This is a genomic window from Pontibacter toksunensis, assembly GCF_042686245.1.
Taxonomy (GTDB): Bacteria; Bacteroidota; Bacteroidia; order Cytophagales; family Hymenobacteraceae; genus Pontibacter; species Pontibacter toksunensis.
Map to the genome: position 1 here is coordinate 197,769 of NZ_JBHUOX010000002.1, position 19,398 is coordinate 217,166.

At 50.1% G+C, this 19,398-nt stretch carries 15 protein-coding genes; 2 read left to right on the top strand and 13 right to left on the bottom strand.

Annotated elements, in window-relative coordinates; genetic code table 11:
- Positions 1–33: 33 nt before the first annotated feature.
- Positions 34–822 (bottom strand): XRE family transcriptional regulator, encoded by a 789-nt coding sequence (locus tag ACFS7Z_RS03700; RefSeq protein WP_377481099.1) that lies wholly within the window; start codon positions 820–822, stop codon positions 34–36.
- A gap of 535 nt (positions 823–1,357) precedes the next feature.
- On the opposite strand from ACFS7Z_RS03700, the gene ACFS7Z_RS03705 reads away from it, so the two are divergent.
- Positions 1,358–2,881: a S8 family serine peptidase gene (locus ACFS7Z_RS03705; protein WP_377481102.1), complete on the top strand. Its 1,524-nt coding sequence runs from the start codon at positions 1,358–1,360 to the stop codon at positions 2,879–2,881.
- A gap of 74 nt (positions 2,882–2,955) precedes the next feature.
- On the opposite strand, the gene recQ is transcribed toward ACFS7Z_RS03705, so the two are convergent.
- Positions 2,956–5,097 (bottom strand): DNA helicase RecQ, encoded by a 2,142-nt coding sequence (recQ, locus tag ACFS7Z_RS03710; RefSeq protein ID WP_377481105.1) that lies wholly within the window; start codon positions 5,095–5,097, stop codon positions 2,956–2,958.
- Positions 5,098–5,261: 164 nt separating this feature from the next.
- On the opposite strand from recQ, the gene ACFS7Z_RS03715 reads away from it, so the two are divergent.
- A complete protein-coding gene (locus tag ACFS7Z_RS03715; RefSeq protein WP_377481108.1) occupies positions 5,262–5,597 on the top strand; it encodes a four-helix bundle copper-binding protein in 336 nt (111 codons plus the stop codon).
- A 77-nt stretch (positions 5,598–5,674) separates the two neighbouring features.
- Here ACFS7Z_RS03715 and ACFS7Z_RS03720 read toward each other — a convergent pair whose 3' ends face one another.
- From ACFS7Z_RS03720 to ACFS7Z_RS03770, 11 genes are all read right to left on the bottom strand, one after another.
- Positions 5,675–6,013 (bottom strand): phage holin family protein, encoded by a 339-nt coding sequence (locus ACFS7Z_RS03720; RefSeq protein WP_377481111.1) that lies wholly within the window; start codon positions 6,011–6,013, stop codon positions 5,675–5,677.
- Positions 6,014–6,222: 209 nt separating this feature from the next.
- Positions 6,223–7,293 (bottom strand): agmatinase family protein, encoded by a 1,071-nt coding sequence (locus ACFS7Z_RS03725; protein ID WP_377481114.1) that lies wholly within the window; start codon positions 7,291–7,293, stop codon positions 6,223–6,225.
- 22 nt (positions 7,294–7,315) lie between these two features.
- Positions 7,316–8,617, bottom strand: coding sequence for a polyamine aminopropyltransferase (gene speE / locus ACFS7Z_RS03730; protein WP_377481118.1), 1,302 nt, complete (start codon positions 8,615–8,617; stop codon positions 7,316–7,318).
- A 162-nt stretch (positions 8,618–8,779) separates the two neighbouring features.
- Positions 8,780–9,580, bottom strand: coding sequence for a putative phage abortive infection protein (locus tag ACFS7Z_RS03735; RefSeq protein WP_377481121.1), 801 nt, complete (start codon positions 9,578–9,580; stop codon positions 8,780–8,782).
- A 66-nt stretch (positions 9,581–9,646) separates the two neighbouring features.
- A complete protein-coding gene (locus tag ACFS7Z_RS03740; protein ID WP_377481124.1) occupies positions 9,647–10,294 on the bottom strand; it encodes a chemotaxis protein CheC in 648 nt (215 codons plus the stop codon).
- 77 nt (positions 10,295–10,371) lie between these two features.
- Positions 10,372–12,024 carry a chemotaxis protein CheA gene (locus tag ACFS7Z_RS03745; protein ID WP_377481127.1) on the bottom strand — a complete coding sequence of 551 codons (1,653 nt, stop codon included), beginning with the start codon at positions 12,022–12,024 and terminating at the stop codon, positions 10,372–10,374.
- Positions 12,025–12,200: 176 nt separating this feature from the next.
- Positions 12,201–12,566, bottom strand: a complete 366-nt coding sequence (locus tag ACFS7Z_RS03750) for a response regulator (protein WP_377481130.1) — start codon at positions 12,564–12,566, stop codon at positions 12,201–12,203.
- Between the two features lie 38 nt (positions 12,567–12,604).
- Positions 12,605–13,192 carry a chemotaxis protein CheW gene (locus tag ACFS7Z_RS03755; RefSeq protein WP_377481133.1) on the bottom strand — a complete coding sequence of 196 codons (588 nt, stop codon included), beginning with the start codon at positions 13,190–13,192 and terminating at the stop codon, positions 12,605–12,607.
- Positions 13,192–17,766 (bottom strand): HAMP domain-containing protein, encoded by a 4,575-nt coding sequence (locus ACFS7Z_RS03760; protein WP_377481136.1) that lies wholly within the window; start codon positions 17,764–17,766, stop codon positions 13,192–13,194. Before ACFS7Z_RS03760 ends, ACFS7Z_RS03755 begins: the two co-directional genes overlap by 1 nt.
- A 157-nt stretch (positions 17,767–17,923) precedes the next feature.
- On the bottom strand, positions 17,924–18,673 hold the full coding sequence (locus tag ACFS7Z_RS03765) for a ParA family protein (protein WP_377481139.1): 750 nt from the start codon (positions 18,671–18,673) through the stop codon (positions 17,924–17,926).
- 109 nt (positions 18,674–18,782) lie between these two features.
- Entirely contained in the window at positions 18,783–19,277 is a 495-nt protein-coding gene (locus ACFS7Z_RS03770) for a SixA phosphatase family protein (protein ID WP_377481142.1), read from the bottom strand.
- Positions 19,278–19,398 lie beyond the last annotated feature (121 nt).

Below are 19,398 nucleotides of genomic sequence, written 5' to 3' on the forward strand. Positions count from 1 at the left end.
CAGTATCAGGCATCAATTGAATTTTCAGGAGCTTTAGTCTACCTTTTTTAGCTTTTGTACTTCTTTCTGAAGGTCAAGCACAATAGAGGAAAGCTTATCCAGCGACAGGTCGGCAATCGGGAAAGTAGAACTTATATAGGATTTCGCTTCCCAAATCTCCACCACATCTTCCACATGCACCTCGTAAGGAGAGTACACCGGATTGTCGGAGTGCAGGTGAAGCACGGCTGTATCTTTGATTTTGTTGAACACCCGCTTAAACACCACTCCTTCTTTCTGGCTCACAATAATGCAGGGCGTACCGTCCTTTATCGTGTTCCAGTCTTCTACATAACGCCCCACAATAACAGTTCCGGAGGCAATCGGCAGCATGGAATCGCCGCTTATCTCAAAAGCCCGAAATGTACCGGTGTTGCCCAGCATCGGTAAACGAAAGCGCGGCAGATCTTCTATAAACTCAGCATCAGCATACCCATTCAGGTAACCGGCACTGGCCTTATAGGGAACCAGTTCTATGTTCTCTTTCTCCTCTTCGTTTACAGTAATGGCCAGCACACGCATATTGCCGCCGGTAGTCTTTACCTGTCCATCAGCAGCCACGGCTCTGGCACCGCCTTTCGTGAGATCTGCGGTGATAAGTTCGTCAAGCGAAACATCAAAAAGCTTTGCGACATTTACCAGTGTGCTCAGCTTTGGTTCTGCTCTACCCTCCTCATAAGCACCCACCAGCGAGCGCTTGATATCTAATTTCTCTGCCAACTGCGCCTGGGTATATCCAGCGCCCTTGCGCAAATGCCTGATGTTCAAAGTTACCAGTTGCATAATAGCCTAAGCTTTAGTTCATGACTCTCTTGTGGCTACTTCGCCACACATTCGTAAAAATACTAAACGCTCTTTTAAATTACTAATTATCTTAGCAGTTTTTGCTAAAATATCTAAAATTGTACTTCCCTTTGCTAACTTAAAAAACGATACACTTAAAACAAGTCAAAAATACTTCGAAAAATACAACATTATATTGTAACCTCACCAGTTATATATTAGGTTCATTGGCTTTAAATGCACTACATTTACAATATTAAATATCGCTATTATTTGAGATATGCAATAAGCCAGTTAAATAACCTTTTCCTAATATATCGCAGTTAAATCCTATACATAAGGGTGATATTCTTCTATCAGAAGGATCTTCTCTCCTAATGCGGGAGTGGTATGTCTATAGGTTTTTTATTAAAAGAAGATTATTTCCAGGGAATTCCAGTGAACGTCTTCAAAAAGTTGCTACGCATAGAAACAGATAACAGCTTTATCACAGAGTGCCAGGCTTAAAAAACACACCCATAAATAATTGTCTGTTATGCTAATAACAAGCACCCTTAGAAAATCCTTTTCCTTTGTTGCGCTGGCTTCTGTGCTAGCTCTAACTTCAGGTTGCCAGCAAGAGGAACTCCTGGAAGACCAGTTCTCCTCACCTGTCACCAACGATGGATTCAGCCGAAGCGAGGTAATTGAGGGACAATACATAGTTGTGTTCAAAAACAGCAATACACCAGTCACCTCAGGCAAGGCGGGAGAGCTTTCTGCTATAAATTCCTCAGACCTGAAGATGCGCCGGAAGCTGTATGCAGTATCTGGTATAGACGCTGCTGACGTAACCCAAGAGTATGAAGGTGGGATCAGGGGGTTTGCTGCAAGACTGACACCAGAGCAGTTGGCGACACTCCGCAAGCGCTCTGAAGTAGCCTATGTAGAACAAGACCGTCACGTATTCTTGGGAAAAGCCTCCAGCGTTATCTCCACCAAGGCTGGCGACACGACAAAGGGTAACAACGGGAAAACCAGACCGGCGGTAGCGGATCGTCCTTCAGGCCCCACAGATTCTGCTCCAGCGCCGACAGAACCCGTTTCAACAGAACCTGTAAAGAGTGCACCTGCTCCGGCAGAACCAGTTCCAGCAGTACCTGCGCCTGCTGAGCCCACTCCGACCGAGCCTGAAACGGCAGAACCAGCGCCTGCCGCACCTGCGCCGACAGAACCTGCTCCTGTGCCCTCTCAACCTGCTCCTGCTGTACCAACAGCACCGACACAGCCTGCTTTTGCTACTATCACACCTCTAGCTGGTGAACTTGTTCCATGGAATATTGAGCGTGTTGGCTACGGCGACGGGACGGGCAAAACGGTATGGATCATTGACTCAGGCATAGACACAGACCACCCGGACCTGAACGTGGACCTGAACAGAAGCATCTCCCTTATCTATCAGAACCCATCCGTGGAAGATGGCTACGGCCATGGCACTTCGGTTGCCGGCATTATAGCTGCAAAGAACAATGGCTCCGGCATGGTAGGCGTAGCATCCAATGCTACTATTGTTGCCCTTCGGGTATTTGACGATGCTGGCGCAGGAACACTCTCAAGAGCTATCAATGCTGTATTACACATCAGCAACAATGCAAGGCCGGGTGATGTGGTAAATATGAGCCTGGGCAGCGGTATGTCTACAACTTTAGATAATGCCGTTAAAGCAGCAGCGGCCAAGGGTATTTTGTTCGCCATTGCAGCCGGAAACAGCGGTGTAGACTGCTACGAGACTTCTCCAGCACGCGTAGACGCCCCGGGTGTTTATACCGTGTCTGCTATCGACAACTTCAACCGCCTTTGGGAAAGATCAAACTATGGTACCTCCGTGGATGTTGCGGCTCCTGGTGTGAATGTGACCGTTACGACAAAAGGCGGTAGCATCGGCGGCGGCGCCTCCGGAACATCCATGGCTGCACCACATGTGGCAGGCGTGCTCTTGCTAAGGGGCACTGTGCCCTCACAAGGCACTATCACCGGCGACAAAGACAATACACCCGACCCTATTGCATCTGTGAGATAAACTTAATCCAAACACCCCTTACAACAGGAAAGGCTGCTCATAAAGGGCAGCCTTTTGTTGTAATGGGTGTTCTCTTACGCCCAGCTATTCTGTTTCTTATAGATGGATACGGCCAGCCGGATTTTATAGTAGTCATACTGTTCTCCGAGCGCCTCAAACAGATCCTTTAGCTTGGCCTCTGTACCATGTTTGGCGATGGCGACGGCAATGGCTTTGTACTCCTGCTTTGTGACATACTTTGTCATGTCCACCTGATACCCCTGCTCATAGAGGGTGGCCAGGTGTGAATATATAGTCACTGGGTTTAGGTTACGCTCTTTAGAAATCTGCTCTACAGTTTTACCCTGCTGCAACAGCTCGAACGTAGAAAGATGGGTGGCTCCCTTTAGTTTCGTGCCCTTTGCCTGCTCCTCGTTTATGAAGTCGATGATCTCAGTGATGAAGGCATCGCCGAAACGGTCGTACTTTTGTGCGCCTACCCCGGATATTGCCAGCATGGATATTCTGTTGGTCGGCCTCTCAGCTGCCATTTCCTGCAGTGTGCTATCCGTAAAGACAACATAAGGCGGCACTCCCATCTCGTCAGCCAGTCGCTTTCGTAGCGCACGAAGCCTGTCAAAAAGGGCATCTTTGATAAGCTCTCTTTTCGGACGCGGCCTGGCGGCTGCTTCCTCTGCCTGCTTCACCTCCTCAAACTTCACCAGGTGAACCTGCTTTCCTTCAAACAGCACTTTTCGGCTTTGCTCCGTCAGTTTTAAGGTATAGCCCTGGTCATAGGCCATCTCCACCAGTCCGCTGTTCAGCATCTGGTGCAGGTAGCGGTGCCAGTCCAGCGTATTCACATCCCGGCCGGCACCATAGGTCTTTATCTTATCAAAACCAGCCTGCATCACCTGGCTGTTGCGGGCGCCCCGGAGCACATCTACCAGCAGGCCCATGTTGGCTCGCTCCTGCGTACGGGCGATTGCGGATAATGCTTTCTGCACAAGTAGTGTCCCGTCGAACGTGGTAGGTGGGTTCCGGCAGATGTCGCAGTTGCCGCAGTTCTTCTGCATGGTTTCTCCGAAGTACTGCAGCAGGATGCGGCGGCGGCAGGCGGCGGCTTCGGCAAACTGCTGCATACGCTCCAGCTTTACCAGTTGCAGTTCTGTCTGCTTTTTATCGCTTTCGTTCTCCTGCAGCATGTTGCGCATGTTCATCACATCGGCAAAGGAGTAAAACAGGAGCGCATCCGCTTTGGCGCCATCACGCCCGGCACGGCCAATTTCCTGGTAATACCCTTCTATGTTCTTCGGCAGGTTATAGTGGATCACCCACCGCACATTCGATTTATCGATGCCCATACCGAAAGCGACGGTGGCACAGACAATGTGTACATCGTCCTTCAGAAAAGCCTCCTGCGCCTTCGCCCGCTGCGGAGCCGTCATCCCGGCATGGTAAAACGTGGCGTTAAAGCCGTTCTGCTTCAGCTTTATGGCCATCGACTCCGTTCCCTTCCGGCTGAGGCAGTAGATAATGCCCGGTTGCTTTGGCCGGTTGCTGATAAACTCTGTAATCTTATTAAACCTGTCCCGCCCCGGCTTCACCATCAGGTTGATGTTCGGCCTGTCGAAGGAGGCCACAAAGACTTCCGGGTTTTGCAGGTACAGTTGCTCCTGAATGTCTTTCTGCGTGAGCCTGTCGGCGGTAGCTGTCAGGGCCACGACCGGTATGTCAGGAAACTGCTGCTTCAGGGCTTTTAGCTGAGTATACTCTGGTCTGAAATCATGGCCCCAGGCGGAGATACAGTGCGCCTCATCCACGGCAAATAAAGAGATTTTTACGCGGCTCAGGAAGGAGAAGAAGCCGGCTGACAGAAGCTTCTCCGGTGATACATACAACAGCTTCAGTTTACCTTCCAGGCACTGGTTTTCAATCTGGTACTGTTGCTCTGCGTTTTGAGAGCTGTTGATGTAGGCCGCCGGTATACCATTTGCCAGCAACGCCTCCACCTGGTCTTTCATCAGGGCGATAAGCGGCGATATCACCACACATATTCCCGGCTGCACCACCGCCGGAACCTGGTAGCACACTGACTTACCTCCACCTGTAGGCATCAGCACCACCACGTCCTTTTTCTCTAATAAGCCGGTAATTATCTGCTCCTGCATCGGCCGGAACTGCTCGTAACCAAAGTACAGTTTCAGTGCTTCCCTCGCCTCTCGTATCGTTGCCATGTCTTTGTATCCTAACGCTTTGTGTCAGCCTTGATTCAGGCTACAAAGGTAGCCAATATTTTCTGCATCTGCAGGCTCAGAGGCAGTGCAGCAGTTGCTAAAAAAACCATGCTTCCCTACACCCGTATCTAATTACAAAGAATGAGTTAACTAAACCAAAAGCTATGAAATCCGAAATAACAAACAACTTAGAGCACGTACTGGTAAAATGCATGACAGCCTGTGAAACCTGCGCTACTTTATGCCTGCAGGAAGACAATGTAAAAATGATGGTGCGCTGCATTATGCTGGACCGCGACTGTGCCGATATCTGTCTTTTAACTGCCCAGTTTGTCGCCCGCAACTCTAACCATGCCAAGCATGTAATGAAGGAGTGTATTGAGATATGCCGCCTGTGTGCTGAAGAATGCCGCAAGCATGACCATGACCACTGCCAGAAGTGTGCAGATGCCTGCGAAGAGTGCGCAGACGCCTGCGAGGAGTGGATGCAAAAGAAATAAGTCCTTTCGAGTTATGATAAAACAGGCGAGGCCGGCAGTATTTGCCGGCCTCGCCTGTTTTATATAGGTATAATTGCTTACCTCCCGAATATCAAATCCAACACAGCGGTAGTGATAGACAAGACTAAGCTGAACAGCAATGCCCAAAGGAAACCGTCTACAGTAAACCCTGGCACAATGGCGCCAGCCAACATGATAATCAAAGCGTTAATCACCAGCAGGAATAAGCCAAGGGTTAAAATAGTTACCGGAATGGTCAGGAAAACCAGTATAGGCCGTACAATGGCATTTAATACAGCAAGTACTAGGGCGAGTATTAAAGCCGACACAAATCCTGTTATATGCACGCCGGGCAATACGTATGATGCAAATAATGAGGCCGCTACTACAATAAGAAGTTTTATGATTAATCCCATAGTTTGTTTTTAATGTTTCTGAAGTCGTTATTCTTGTGCTTTGCTTACGGTACAGGAAACATAAAGATAACCTCCGCCGATTCTTTCGGGCAGTATAAAACATAAACCCTCACAGGTTTGGAGGCCTGGGAGGGTTTATGTTTACTCTTTAGATTTGGAGCACTACAAGCCTTGCAGCGCATAAAATAAACGTAGCGTTCAAGTTGAAGCTAGAACTGCGCTTCCAGGCGGTTGTTAGATGCAGCCATCATATTACACAGCTTCAAAAGCACACGTGCACCCACGTTACCGTTCCACTCCGTGTCGCCGGGCGCTACCTCACACAGGTCAAACCCGATAATCTCGCGTCCAGATTTTACTAGTTGCTTGACAAGGAACATCGCCTGTTCAAACTCCAGCCCGCCTGGCACCGGTGTCCCTGTTCCCGGGCACAGCTTCGGATCCAGGCCGTCGATGTCAAAACTGATGTACACCTTCTGCGGTAGCTGCGCTATAATCTTCTTACACTCTTTCTTCCAGCTGTCGCCTTCAAACATCTTTTCCTTCATTTTCGCATCATAGAAGATAGTCACGCGGCCATTCGACTGCTCTGCCAGCTCCGCCTCAGACTGTGCCAGGTCCCGGATGCCTACCTGCACCAGCTTCTTTACCTGTGGCAGTTTCAGGGCGTTGAACATGATGGAGGCATGCGAGTACTCAAAGCCTTCATACGCATCCCGCAGGTCAGCGTGTGCATCTATCTGCAGGATGCCATACTCTTCGTGCTTCTCTGCCAGCGCATGCATCAGGCCAAGGGGGGTGCTGTGGTCGCCGCCTACTACGCCAACCAGTTTGCCCTGCTCCAGGTAATTTAGGGACTTTTGCTTCAGCCACTGCAGGAACTCCTCTCCCTTCTGGGTTACCTCATCAGGAAGGTTTTCGAACTGCTCTTTCCCTTCTTCCGGGCTCCCGGCTTCAAGCCAGTTGATGTAAGCCTCAGCTTTATCACGCAGCACTTCGCTTGTAGCAGTCCATTCCTCCGAGATTTCCTCCATAGCGATACCCAACTTCCAGGCATCCTTTATATGAGGTTCATATAAATCCAGCTGCGGCGAGGCTTCTTTCACTGCCTGCGGTCCCTGTGCGGTACCGGCACTGTAAGACACCGTTACCTCCCATGGCGTAGGAATGATCACTACTTCGGATTCCTCGATTGTGAAAGGAAGGCCAAACAGGCCTCCGCTGCTATCACCGACTCCGTTCGGATCGAAGCTGGCTATCTTTTGCTCTTTACTATTCATCTGTTGGTTCTGCAGAGTGTTTTTAGATTGTATTTTCAGTTCCTTTTACCAGCAGCTCCTTTACAAAGTTAGGAAGCGCAAAAGCTGCGGCATGGATTTCTTCATTATAGTATTTCAAGCCTTGCTCCTGAGAGAACCTGGCTGCTGTCTCCTTATCAAAACGCAGCGGGTGTGCCTCTCCTTTTGAGGAATAAGAGAAGCTCCATGTTCCAGTTGGATAGGTAGGAATGGCTGCCAAATAGCAATGCACCTTGTCCTGTCCGAAAATCTGCTTATAGGTATTGTAGATCTCTACAAACACGCCGCTGTTAAAGCGCGGCGACTCCGACTGCGTTACCATAACCCCATCAGGTGTCAGGCAACGGTATACTTCACTGTAGAACTCGGCGGTAAACAAGCCCTCTCCCGGCCCAACGGGGTCAGCAGAGTCAATGATGATGAGGTCATAGCGGCCATCTTCGCAGTCGTTGATATACTTGATGCCATCTTCCACGAGCAGGTTCAGGCGCGGATTGCCGAAAGCAACGGCTGTTTCTGACAGGTGCAGTTTGCAGGCCTCTATCACGAGCTCATCTATCTCTACCAGAGTCACCTCTTCCAGTTGTTCGTGGTGCAACAGTTCCCGCACGGTACCACCGTCACCACCGCCAACCACTAAGGCACGTTTTGCTTTGGTATGGCTGAACATCGGCACGTGAGTGATCATCTCATGGTACACAGACTCATCTTTCTGCGTGCACATCACCATCCCGTCCAGCGTCAGCATGTTGCCGTAGGCAAGTGTTTCATAGATCTCCACGCGCTGGTAAGGCGAGTCTTTTTTATACAACTGCCTGCCAGAGTGCTTCAGCGACAGGGCAATGTTCTCGTCGCGCTCCGTAAACCATACATCCCGCGTTATAGCACCATCCGCCTCTACTGTTTTAGGCGGCAGGCTGCGCAGGGAATCCAGGTTGAAGTCTGTGCGCTTCAGCAAACTTAATTGCCCGCGCCGCAGTTCCATGGAGGACCCGTGCCCGGACTCGAAAGCTTCCTTCAGGTAGTTATAAGATACCCACGGGTCAACAGAATCACCACACGTGAAAAGATCGACGGCGGCGTACCCATACTCCGGCCAGGTATGTATGGCCAGATGGCTTTCCTGTATCACCACTACACCGGAAACGCCATAGGGCGAAAAGTGGTGGAACGTACTGTTGATGACAGTGGCACCGGCTGTTTCGGCAGCGGCAACCATGCTGTTCTCGATGTGCATCACATCGTTCATCAGGTCAGGGGAGCAATCGTAAAATTCAACTAAAATGTGTCTGCCTAGCGCGTTCATCAATGGGTATGAAAGGTTGAAAACTGATATGAAGGCAAAAAAACGAAATCTGCTGTTCGTATCAAAAATGAAACATCAGTACAGCCGTATACTACATTGTTCTCCAATGTGTTAATTCTTTATACGTTTATACTCCCTCACGTGCTGCTCTTAGTTAAGGCCTTAGCCCCTGTACAGCTCTTTCTGCACAACAGCGTTTACCTTGTCTTCTTCCTGCAAATCCTCGAAAACATCAAAGGCATCGTTGAAGGCATTAAACTCCTTAAGCAGGTTAAACTGCGCCACGTGGTAAATCAGGAAGAGTTCGGATTGGGTAAAGCTGGCTTTGGTGATAAAGCTGTAGTATTCGCCTTTATCATGCGTTTCGGAGCGGTAGCGCTGGATAAGCTTGAACAGCACGCTCAGGTTTTTAAGGTATGGGTCCAGGCTGTTCTGGTAGAAAGAGAAATGGTAGGTAAAATAATCGCGGAAAACACTGAAGAGCGCCTCCTCTGTCTTCTGCTGCGGTTCCATATCCCGTACTTTCTGGATAAAAGAAGAGAGCACTTTCTCCTGGAAGAAAACGAAGAAGTTTGTACCCTTGCGCTCGCTCTTGTTTATATCGTATGCCGTGAGCGAGTCGATGATGTCGTTGTGCTTGTTAATAAAGCTGATGTAAAGCGTGGAGAAGTTCTGCTGCTGGAATATTTTCTGGGTCTTGTGCAGCTCGAAGCGCTGCAGCTCAAATTCCCGCTTTTGGTAAGTGAGGGTTGCAAAGAATAGGAAGACCCCGGCAAGCGCCCAAAGGGAGCCGACAATACCACCTATAAACTCCCCATATTCGCCGAAAACTCCTCCTTCCCTTTCGGCCGGGGCTGCATACAGTTCCCGGATGAGGTTAAATTTTAGGGTTCCCCATATCAGCACGATGGCTCCGGCTGCTATCAGGACGTAACCGGTAATCTCGTACCGGCTTAGATTCATTTTTATTTTTGGCATTCAGAAGGGCAGGTATAGCTTTCTATTCAGCTACACTTACTGCTATAATCTCTAATCGGTTTCCGTTAAATTATTTTTACCAAGCTCAAACGTGCGGATAGTATCCAGCATTTTCAGCAGGGTGTTGGTGTCGAAGAACAGCAGCAGCGGCAACTCCACGCTTTTGGAGTTGTGGGTGAACTGTGTGATAACGGTGAACACGAGTGGCTGAAACAGCGGGTGCTGCACGAGTATACCTTTCAGGGAATCTGCAATGTGGCTTTTGGGGGCCTTGGGCGGCGACCCGTAGATATTGGCCTTGAGGATGTTAGCAAGCTGCGTGACAAGGGCTCCCGTAATAATGTTGCTGATCTCCAGCAGCAGGGACTCCTGCATTACAGTCAGTTCCCCTTTCTGCACCTCCAGCATGCTGAGGCAGATTTCAGACAGCCGGGCAATGTGATCATCAGAGAAAAGCATCAGGGTTGCTCCGTTGAACTCACCTTTTACGTCAGACTGAATGATAATGTGGGTATCCTCATATCTTGACACCAGGCTGAGGAGGTCCTTTACCTCTATAAGCGTGATATCCGGCACTTTCAGCAACACCCTGTCTTTGGCGATGGCAGCAAAAGAATCTGCTGCACGGGCCAGCCCGATATTCAGGATCTCCTTGATTATATCTCTCTCTAACTCTGTTATATGAGGTTCCATCATCATTTTGTCGCCTTAGTAATTTTAGCTTCCCTGCTTTATAGCATGCTTAAAACTTACTTTATACCATCGGGAAACTGATTTTAAACATGCTCCTGTGCCTGCCTCCTGTTTATAAAATAACGCGTGGTAGCCGGCACATCCAGCACCAGGCATACTTTACCTGATCCCAGCAGGGTTACCCCGCCGTACAGGTCAATCCGGTCGAGTGGCTCGCTCATGGCTTTTACCACTATATCCTGCTGCCTGTATAACTTATCTACAATTAAACCCAGTTTTCTATTGTTGTAAGACACCACCACAATATTCTGCACCTGCCCTTTTAGCCTGCTTTTATCACCCAACCGCATCTGTGCCTCATCAGTATTCAGCAGCTCGTGCAGGTATACTACCGTGATAGCTTCTCCTTTCAAGTCAGCAATCATCACATCGCCTACCTCGTGTATCTCATCTTTATCCAGCGCTATTACCTGCTCTGTGTGTATGAGCGGAATAGCGTAGAAAATCTCGTCTACCTCAAACAGCAATGCTCCCTTCACCGCAATGGATGTTGGCAGCTGCATCTTGAATGCGGTTCCGGCGCCTTTCTCCGACCTTACCATTAGCCGGCCACCAATGGAGTCAATCGCGTTCTTTACCACGTCCAGCCCCACACCGCGTCCTGAGAACTCGGTTACTTCTTTGGCAGTAGAGAAACCAGGCTCAAACAGGAACGTCAGAATCTCTGCTTCCGTAAGGCCCTCGGCTGCTTCCGCCGTTACCAGGTTCCGCTCCACCGCAGTGCGCTTGATCAGGTTGAAGTCCATCCCCCTCCCATCATCCGCTAACTCTATCAGCACATTTTCCCGGTCACTTTTTGCGCTCAGAATTAGGTGTCCTACAGGCGGCTTTCCTTTCTTCTCGCGCTCTGCCGGCGTCTCCAGCCCGTGTGTCACCGCATTCCGGACCAGGTGCAGCAGCGAGTCTGTCATGATTTGAAGGATATTACGGTCGATCTGTATGTTCTGGCCAATTAATTCCAGGTCAACCTCTTTTTTTTCTGCTGCAGCAATGTCGCGAACTATGCGCGGAAACTTATTGAAGAGCGACCCGATGTTTACCAGGCGTGCATCCATCACGCTGTACTGCAGGTCTTCTGTGATGCGGTAGAGGTGCGAACTGACGGTCTTCAGCTCATCGTTGCCCATGTCTTTGCTGATGGATAGAATGCGATCGCGGTCTATGATCAGCTCCCCCACCAGATTCATCATGTGGTCCAGCTTTTTGATCTGGATATACACCAGCTCCGACAGCGACAGGTTTTTAGAAGTGTTATACTTCTGCACCTTAGCCAGCTCTATTGCATTGTCCGATAAATTCTCGACGATGATATCGAGGTTGCGCAGCAGCACCGGGTCCGGCTCTGCCCCGTCGTCCCTGTCGATGTTTGTGATGAGGTCGCCCAGCATGTCGATACCATCGAACAACACGGTAACCACTTCATCGCTAAACGCCAGCTCTTTGCTGCGGATAAGGCTAAATGCCGTCTCCAGCTTATGCGAAACATCTGAAATCTGGAGATACCCGATTGCCTTTGAGTTGGCCTTCATGTTATGCAGCAAACGGAATATCTCAGCCAGCGTCTGTTCGTCGTCCGGCTGTTTCTCCAGTGTGCTGATATGCCTGTTCAGAGCATCGAAATACTCCAGCGCCTCGGCAATAAATATTTCTTTATACTCTTGTTCTCTCGATTTCATGTTACGCTGTCAGGTAAACTGACCAAATACTTTCTGCCACACAATTATCCAAAAGGATACACTGGCTGCTGTGTACTGCTCTCTTGTGTCTGCCCCAGCCATCAGCTGTAAAAAGCTATATACTGGAATTCTGCCTGCAAAAGAGTTATTTTTTTTCCTGTGTGTTCTGTGTGCTGTTAGTCTTCAGACAAGACTTTACTCACCACTTCCAGCACTTTCTCTTCTGAAAATGGTTTCACGATGTAGGACTTTGCGCCATACTCCATCGCCTCATTCACAATTACTTCCTGCCCCACAGCGCTTACAATAATGACTTTCATGTCGGGCTGCTCTGCTTTTATACCTTTCAGCACATCCAGTCCTGTATTATCCGGCAGAATAACATCCAGCGTAATCAGGTCGGGCTTAGTTTCCTTTGCCAGTTCCAGCGCCGTCTGTCCGTTGGGAGCCTCTCCTACAACCTCATAACCGGCATCCGACAGCATGTTTTTCAGCAAGGTTCGCATGTAGAAGGAGTCATCTACTATTAATATTCTCTTCATACTCTTTTCAATTGTAGGTTTTAAAATTTCTGATACCCTTAGCTATTCAGTTCCCGGACCTCATCTTGCGTCAGTATTTTATACATGTCCAGCACGATAATCAGGCGATCGCCTGTTCTGGCTAATCCCTCTATAAAGTTTTCGCTGATGTTTGCGTCCTGCAGGAAGGAAGGCGCTTTATCGATCTTTGACATCTGCAGGTTCAGCGACTGTGGCATCTCTTTCACTGTCACTCCAATACTATATCCCTTCGCCTCTATGACGAGGGTATAAGTAATGTCTGGGTTCAGGCCGTCCGGCAATGGCGCAGGCCTGATATTAAAGCGGTCTTCCAGGTCAATAATAGCTATGATATCCCCGCGGATGTTCGCCACTCCTTTCACGAAGTGTGGTGTCCGCGGCATCCGGGTTGTAGCCGGCGTAATGGTCACCTCTTTTACCTGCTCAATCTTGATGCCATAACTTTCCGCCCCAAGTTTGAACACAATGAGGTGCACCATCTCCTCATTTACGGGCTGTGCCTGCGCTGCTTTTTTTTCTTCCGTAGCAGGGGCAGCCGTTCCTCCCGGTTCAGCGGTTTTGCCATTTTCTGAAGGCTTCTCAGCAGTTTGATTTTGCTTTGCCATTACTTCGATTTCCTTTCTCCCGTGTTACCCGATCCGCTCCTTCTGGAGCCGATAGCCAGCCTGTTGTTGCCGGTAGTGGCCTTTTCAACTTTTTGCGGTACAGGTATGGAAGTCAGCCGGCGTACTTTACCACTGTTGAACACGAGGTTGCCATCAATCAACTTAAAGGCAGAAATACTTATCTGGAGGTCAGCCGCAATGTCGTTCAGGTTTTGGGACGAAGAAGTAAGTTCCTGCATGGAGCCTGACAGCTGTTTGGCTGTGCTGGCTACCTGCTGCGTACCGGAAGCTGTCTGCTCGGCAATGGCTACCACTTCCTCCACGTACTTCACCACGTCGCCGATAGAGGACTTCTGAATCTCCGTTGCTGTTAAGATATCCTGGGCAGTACGCAGCGTTTCGCCACTGGATGCAGCAATGTTCTTGAATGCGCCCGATGCCTCGAACGTGGCGTTCTTACCTTTCGATACCCTGCCTTCCATGGTAGAGATGGCGGTAGCAGCCGAGGCTGTATCTTTTCTCACATCGTCTACCAGGGTGGCGATCTCACTCGCAGATTTGCGTGAGCCTTCCGCCAGCTTCCTGATTTCTTCGGCTACCACGGCAAAACCACGACCAGCGTCGCCGGCACGGGCCGCCTCAATGGCAGCGTTTAAGGCCAGTAGGTTTGTCTGCGCCGCAATGTCCGTAATCACACCAAGTGACTTGGAGATTTCCTGAGAGCGTGTACTTAGCACTTCAATTGTCTTGGCTGTCAGGGCAGCAGAGCTGGAGATTTCCTCCATGTTCTTCACCACTTCGGCCACTGTCTTCAAACCAATTTGGGAGCTTTCCTCACCAAGTAAAGCCGACTTGTTCACTACCTCCGCTCTGTTGGCCGTGTCTTTTGTCGTCTTCATGATCTCTTCAATCAGCTTGAAGGCCTGGTCAGTCTTGAGGGCTTGATTTTGAGCACCTTCCGCCATTTGCTGCATGGCAAGCGCCACATCCAGCGTCACCTTGTTCATTTCAAGACCTTTGCCTGCCATCTCCTCAGAAGAGCTTCCTACTACCAGCGATGAGTCGTTGATTTCACCCAACAGGGTGTTCAGGTTATCAACCGCTAGGTTCAGGGCATTGGCCATGTCCAGGATATCACCAGCTGTTTGTGTTTCTACTTTCTGGGTTAAATCACCTTCAGAAATGGCACGTACTACCCGCGATACCTCCAGCACCGGCGTTACGATGGACTCCAGCAGGTCGTTGAGGGTATCTACCAGTTCTTTCCAGCTACCGCCCACACCCTGCAGCGTGGCGCGCTCTGTCAGTTTTCCTTCCACACCCGCTACCCTGGCCACGCGGCTAACCTCACCTGCCAAGCGGTTCAAGTCCACCACCATGGTATTAATAGTATCCGCCAGGTCTGCTACCTCGCCTTTGGCTTCCAATGTCAGTTTCCGGGTAAGGTCTCCTTTTGATACAGCGGTTACTACCTGCACGATTCCTCGTACCTGTGTTGTCAGGTTCGAGGCCATGGTGTTTACATTGTCCGTCAGGTCTTTCCATACACCGGCCACGTTTGGCACGTTGGCCTGGCCGCCCAGCTTACCCTCCGTACCCACTTCAAGCGCTACTCGGGTTACTTCACCGGCAAAGATGTTCAGGGAATCCACCATGCGGTTGATGTTCTCCTTCAGCTCCGCCATCTCTCCTTTCACATCCACCGACACCTTCTGTGTCAGGTCGCCTTTGGCCACCGCAGTGGATACTTTTGCAATGTCTCGTACCTGAGAAGTCAGGTTGCTGGCCATGGTGTTCACGTTATCGGTTAGTTCCTTCCAGGTACCGCGTACCTTCGGCACATTGGCCTGTCCACCCAATTTACCTTCCGTACCTACCTCACGCGCCACCCTGGTTACTTCGTCTGCAAAGATGTTGAGCGAGTCCACCATCTGGTTCAGGTTCTCCTTCAGGTCCAGGATCTCCCCACGAGCCTCTACTGATACTTTCTGTGTCAGGTCACCCTTGGCCACCGCTGTTGCAACTTTGGCAATATCGCGCACCTGAGAAGTCAGGTTGCTGGCCATGGAATTTACGTTTTCAGTAAGGTCTTTCCAGGTACCACCTACGTTTGATACATTAGCCTGGCCACCCAGTTTACCTTCCGTACCTACCTCACGTGCCACTCTGGTTACCTCATCACCAAACACGTTCAGGGAGTCCACCATGAAGTTGATGTTCTCCTTTAATTCTGCTATCTCGCCACGGGCCTCTACAGTGATTTTCTGCGTCAGGTCTCCTTTGGCAACACCTATTGCCACTTTGGCAATACCCCGCACCTGAGTTGTCAGGTTCGAGGCCATGGTGTTTACATTGTCCGTCAGGTCTTTCCACACACCGGCCACATTCGGCACATTGGCCTGGCCGCCTAGTCTTCCCTCAGTACCCACTTCCAGGGCCACACGCGTTACCTCTCCGGCAAAGATGTTCAGGTAGTCTACCAGCTGGTTGATATTCTCTTTCAACTCACCCAGTTCTCCCTTCACATCCACTGTAATTTTCTGCGTCAGGTCTCCTTTGGCCACAGCCGTAGATACATTGGCTATATCCCGTACTTGTGAGGTCAGGTTACTGGCCATGGTGTTCACGTTGTCGGTCAAGTCTTTCCAGATACCCGCTACGTCCGGCACATTGGCCTGGCCGCCCAACTTTCCTTCCGTACCCACTTCACGGGCTACTCTGGTTACCTCATCAGCGAAGATATTGAGCGAGTCCACCATCTGGTTCACATTCACTTTCAACTCCGCCATCTCGCCTTTCACGTTCACCGTAATCTTCTGGCTCAAATCGCCTTTGGCAACAGCAGTCGCTACGTTGGCAATATCCCGCACCTGAGAAGTCAGGTTGCTGGCCATAGTGTTCACGTTGTCAGCCAGGTCCTTCCAGATACCCGCTACGCGTGGTACGTTGGCCTGACCACCTAATATACCTTCGGTTCCCACCTCACGTGCCACACGAGTTACTTCCGCGCCAAACACGTTGAGCTGGTCCACCATCTCATTCAATATGTCTTTCAATTGGGCAATCTCGCCCTTCACATTCACTGTGATCTTCTGGCTCAGGTCGCCTTTCGCTACTGCGGTTGCCACATTGGCAATATCACGCATCTGGAAGGTCAGGTTGCTGGTCATGGTGTTCACGTTGTCCGTCAACTCCTTCCAAACGCCGCCCACACGGGGCACATTGGCCTGACCGCCCAGTTTACCTTCCGTACCCACTTCACGGGTTACGCGGGTTACCTCCCCGGCAAACACGTTCAGCGATTCCACCATCTGATTGATGATGTCTTTCAGGTCAGCGATTTCGCCTTTCACATTTACCGTTACCTTCTGGGTCAGGTCGCCTTTCGCCACCGCGGTTGCTACGTTGGCAATATCCCGTACCTGAGAAGTCAGGTTGGAGGCCATGGTGTTCACGTTGTCGGTGAGGTCTTTCCAGGTTCCGCCTACATTTGGCACTCTTGCCTGGCCACCCAGCTTACCTTCTGTACCTACTTCACGTGCCACTCGTGTTACCTCGTCAGCAAATACGTTGAGCGAGTCCACCATCTGGTTCACGTTGTCCTTCAGCTGGGCAAACTCCCCGCGCACATCCACCGACACTTTCTGCGTCAGATTACCTTTCGCAACGGCGGTGGCCACGTTGGCAATATCCCGTACCTGCGCTGTCAGGTTCGAAGCCATTACGTTCACATTGTCTGTTAAGTCTTTCCAGATACCCGCCACGTTCGGCACAGAGGCCTGTCCGCCCAGTTTCCCCTCAGTACCCACTTCCAGGGCCACACGGGTTACCTCTCCGGCAAACAGGTTCAGGTTATCGATAGTGCGGTTGATGGTTTCGGCCATGACCTTGAAGTCGCCGGAAACCGGAATCTGGAATGTCTCGTCGAGGTTACCCCTTGAGATATTCTTCAGTACCTTACCCACCTCCAATACAGGCACCGCGATAGAATCTACCAGGCCGTTGATGTTGTTGATCATGTCCTTCCAGAAACCGGAAGCATTCTCGGCTGAGGCACGGGCCTTAAGGTTTCCTTCCACTCCCGCTACCTTGGAGATACGCGACACCTCACCACCTACCCCACCAATCATCTCCACCATGGAGTTATAGGCCTCGGCGATTTCAGCGAATAGGTCATCGTTCTGCTTTGTAAGGCGAACGGAGATGTCTCCTTTTTTAAATGCATCGAGGGCATAGAGCACCTTGTTCAGCTGCTCGCTGATGTACTCCGGGTTATTCGACAGCTTAGCCAGCTTTGCAGACTTCGCAGTATCCCCCTTTGAACCGTTGAGTTTGTCTTTATCTCCTTTCGTGCCATTCGCACTCACACTGCCCGGCAAGGTGGTGGTGGCAGGCTTACCAGCTGTTTGTGCTTTGGCAGGCGCGGCGGCAGGTTTAGCAGGCGTATCTAGCACTGATTTGTTCAGCGTGCCATTTTCTCCAGCTGCCTTTGGAGCAGTGGGCTTCTCATTGTTGGCTTCCACATCACTGATGAGCTTGTCTTTGCTCAACTTCAAGTTTTTACCTAAGGCCATATTATTTTGATTGGAATGGGTGTTTTTTCACTCTTTCTGCAGAAAGCCGGCCATAGGCCTGTGGCTTTTTTGTACTAAACATCAAGGAGTTCAAATGAAGTGCAATTTAACGAAAAAAGGTGATAGATAAAATCAGGCATTGTTGTTGATAAAAGCTTTATTCCTCGAGGTATTCTGCTGCCAGCGCCTGGTAGTCTTTTGCCCCGTTAGAAGATGCATCATAACGCAGCACGCTCGTTCCAAAAGAGGGTGCCTCTGCCAGCTTTACGTTCAGCCGGATACGGTTCCTGAAGATTTTCTCCTTCACATTCTCCTGTAGGTAATCCAACACCTCCTGGCTCAGCTTTCGGCGCACATCAAACATCACCACTACGATCCCTTTTATTTTGAGTTTGGGGTTCAGCGTTTTTCTCACTTTCTCCACCGTGTTCATTATCTGGTCAAGGCCCTGCAGCGTGAGCACCTCCATTTGCAAGGGAATCAGCACCTCCTGCGCTGCTGTGAGCGCATTCAGCGTAAGCACAGAAAGCGACGGCGGGCAATCTATGAGCACATAGTCAAAGTCTTTCACCTCCGCCAGAATGTTCTTCAGAAACTTCTCCCGCTCCGGCTGTGTAACTAATGATATCTCAATATCCACCAGTTCGTTAGAGCCAGGCACCACCCAAAGTTCATCCTTTTCCACGATAACATCCTGTATTCTTTTGTTACCGAGAAAAACATCTGCGAGAGTAGCATCGGGGGTAGCAACTGCCAGTGAATATGACAGGTTACTCTGCGGGTCGAGGTCCAGCAGCAGCACCTTTTTGCCTGATTTGCTCAGCGCGCTGCCTAGGTTAATGGTTGTAGTTGTTTTGCCAGTGCCGCCTTTCTGGTTGATAACGGCCACTACCTTTGTTTTTGCCATGAAGTTTTTTCTTAAGGCACATGCTGCAAGCGCAACACACTCCATGCCCCTAAACTATCTAATTTAAATGTAACCCGAAAACAATATAGGAAAAGCACCCAAGGTTACGCTACAGCACCTGCGCCATGTTGTGGTTCAGCAGTACTCCCATGTGAAGGTGGATATCTTCCCACTTCTCAAGCGAAAGCTTAACAGCCACCACATTGGCTGGCTCCAGGTACGCTATCTGCTGCCCGGTCAGGTCACGGGCCAGTTTTGTGATGCCGGGGTTGTGCCCTACCAGCAGCACCTGTTTTACCTTGTCCGGCAATTGGCCCAGAACTTGCAGCAGCTGTGGTTCCCGGGCATTGTACAAATCCGGATTATAAGTGATATCTTCCTCGTCGAAGTACAGGCGGCCGGCAATAGTACGTGCCGTCAGGCCTGCACGCGGGGCGGGGCTGGACAGCAGGCTGTCGATTTTCAAAAAGTTTTCACGCAGCCACCTGCCTGTCTGGTTCGCCTGGTGCAGGCCTTGCTGCGTCAGCTCCCGTTCAAAGTCAGGCTGCAGCGGATAAGAGTCATACGCCTCTGCATGGCGGCAAATGAGTAAAGTTCGTTGCATATTAAAATAAAGTGACCGTATCTCTTAAATATACCAGAATGTAATTAAAATTAGGCTTTTTTGCTGTTTGTTAAACCTATGTTATACGAATGAGGTTGTAATTGTTAGAAAAAAAGACTGA

What these genes read in the sequence shown, in the direction of transcription:
- ACFS7Z_RS03770 (WP_377481142.1), bottom strand. Translation starts at nt 19,277, where the DNA reads ATGCAACGAACTTTACTCATTTGCCGCCATGCAGAGGCGTATGACTCT.
- ACFS7Z_RS03720 (WP_377481111.1), bottom strand. Translation starts at nt 6,013, where the DNA reads ATGGGATTAATCATAAAACTTCTTATTGTAGTAGCGGCCTCATTATTT.
- ACFS7Z_RS03765 (WP_377481139.1), bottom strand. Translation starts at nt 18,673, where the DNA reads ATGGCAAAAACAAAGGTAGTGGCCGTTATCAACCAGAAAGGCGGCACT.
- recQ (WP_377481105.1), bottom strand. Translation starts at nt 5,097, where the DNA reads ATGGCAACGATACGAGAGGCGAGGGAAGCACTGAAACTGTACTTTGGT.
- ACFS7Z_RS03735 (WP_377481121.1), bottom strand. Translation starts at nt 9,580, where the DNA reads ATGAATCTAAGCCGGTACGAGATTACCGGTTACGTCCTGATAGCAGCC.
- ACFS7Z_RS03740 (WP_377481124.1), bottom strand. Translation starts at nt 10,294, where the DNA reads ATGATGATGGAACCTCATATAACAGAGTTAGAGAGAGATATAATCAAG.
- ACFS7Z_RS03745 (WP_377481127.1), bottom strand. Translation starts at nt 12,024, where the DNA reads ATGAAATCGAGAGAACAAGAGTATAAAGAAATATTTATTGCCGAGGCG.
- speE (WP_377481118.1), bottom strand. Translation starts at nt 8,617, where the DNA reads ATGAACGCGCTAGGCAGACACATTTTAGTTGAATTTTACGATTGCTCC.
- ACFS7Z_RS03725 (WP_377481114.1), bottom strand. Translation starts at nt 7,293, where the DNA reads ATGAATAGTAAAGAGCAAAAGATAGCCAGCTTCGATCCGAACGGAGTC.
- ACFS7Z_RS03705 (WP_377481102.1), top strand. Translation starts at nt 1,358, where the DNA reads ATGCTAATAACAAGCACCCTTAGAAAATCCTTTTCCTTTGTTGCGCTG.
- ACFS7Z_RS03700 (WP_377481099.1), bottom strand. Translation starts at nt 822, where the DNA reads ATGCAACTGGTAACTTTGAACATCAGGCATTTGCGCAAGGGCGCTGGA.
- ACFS7Z_RS03760 (WP_377481136.1), bottom strand. Translation starts at nt 17,766, where the DNA reads ATGGCCTTAGGTAAAAACTTGAAGTTGAGCAAAGACAAGCTCATCAGT.
- ACFS7Z_RS03750 (WP_377481130.1), bottom strand. Translation starts at nt 12,566, where the DNA reads ATGAAGAGAATATTAATAGTAGATGACTCCTTCTACATGCGAACCTTG.
- ACFS7Z_RS03715 (WP_377481108.1), top strand. Translation starts at nt 5,262, where the DNA reads ATGAAATCCGAAATAACAAACAACTTAGAGCACGTACTGGTAAAATGC.
- ACFS7Z_RS03755 (WP_377481133.1), bottom strand. Translation starts at nt 13,192, where the DNA reads ATGGCAAAGCAAAATCAAACTGCTGAGAAGCCTTCAGAAAATGGCAAA.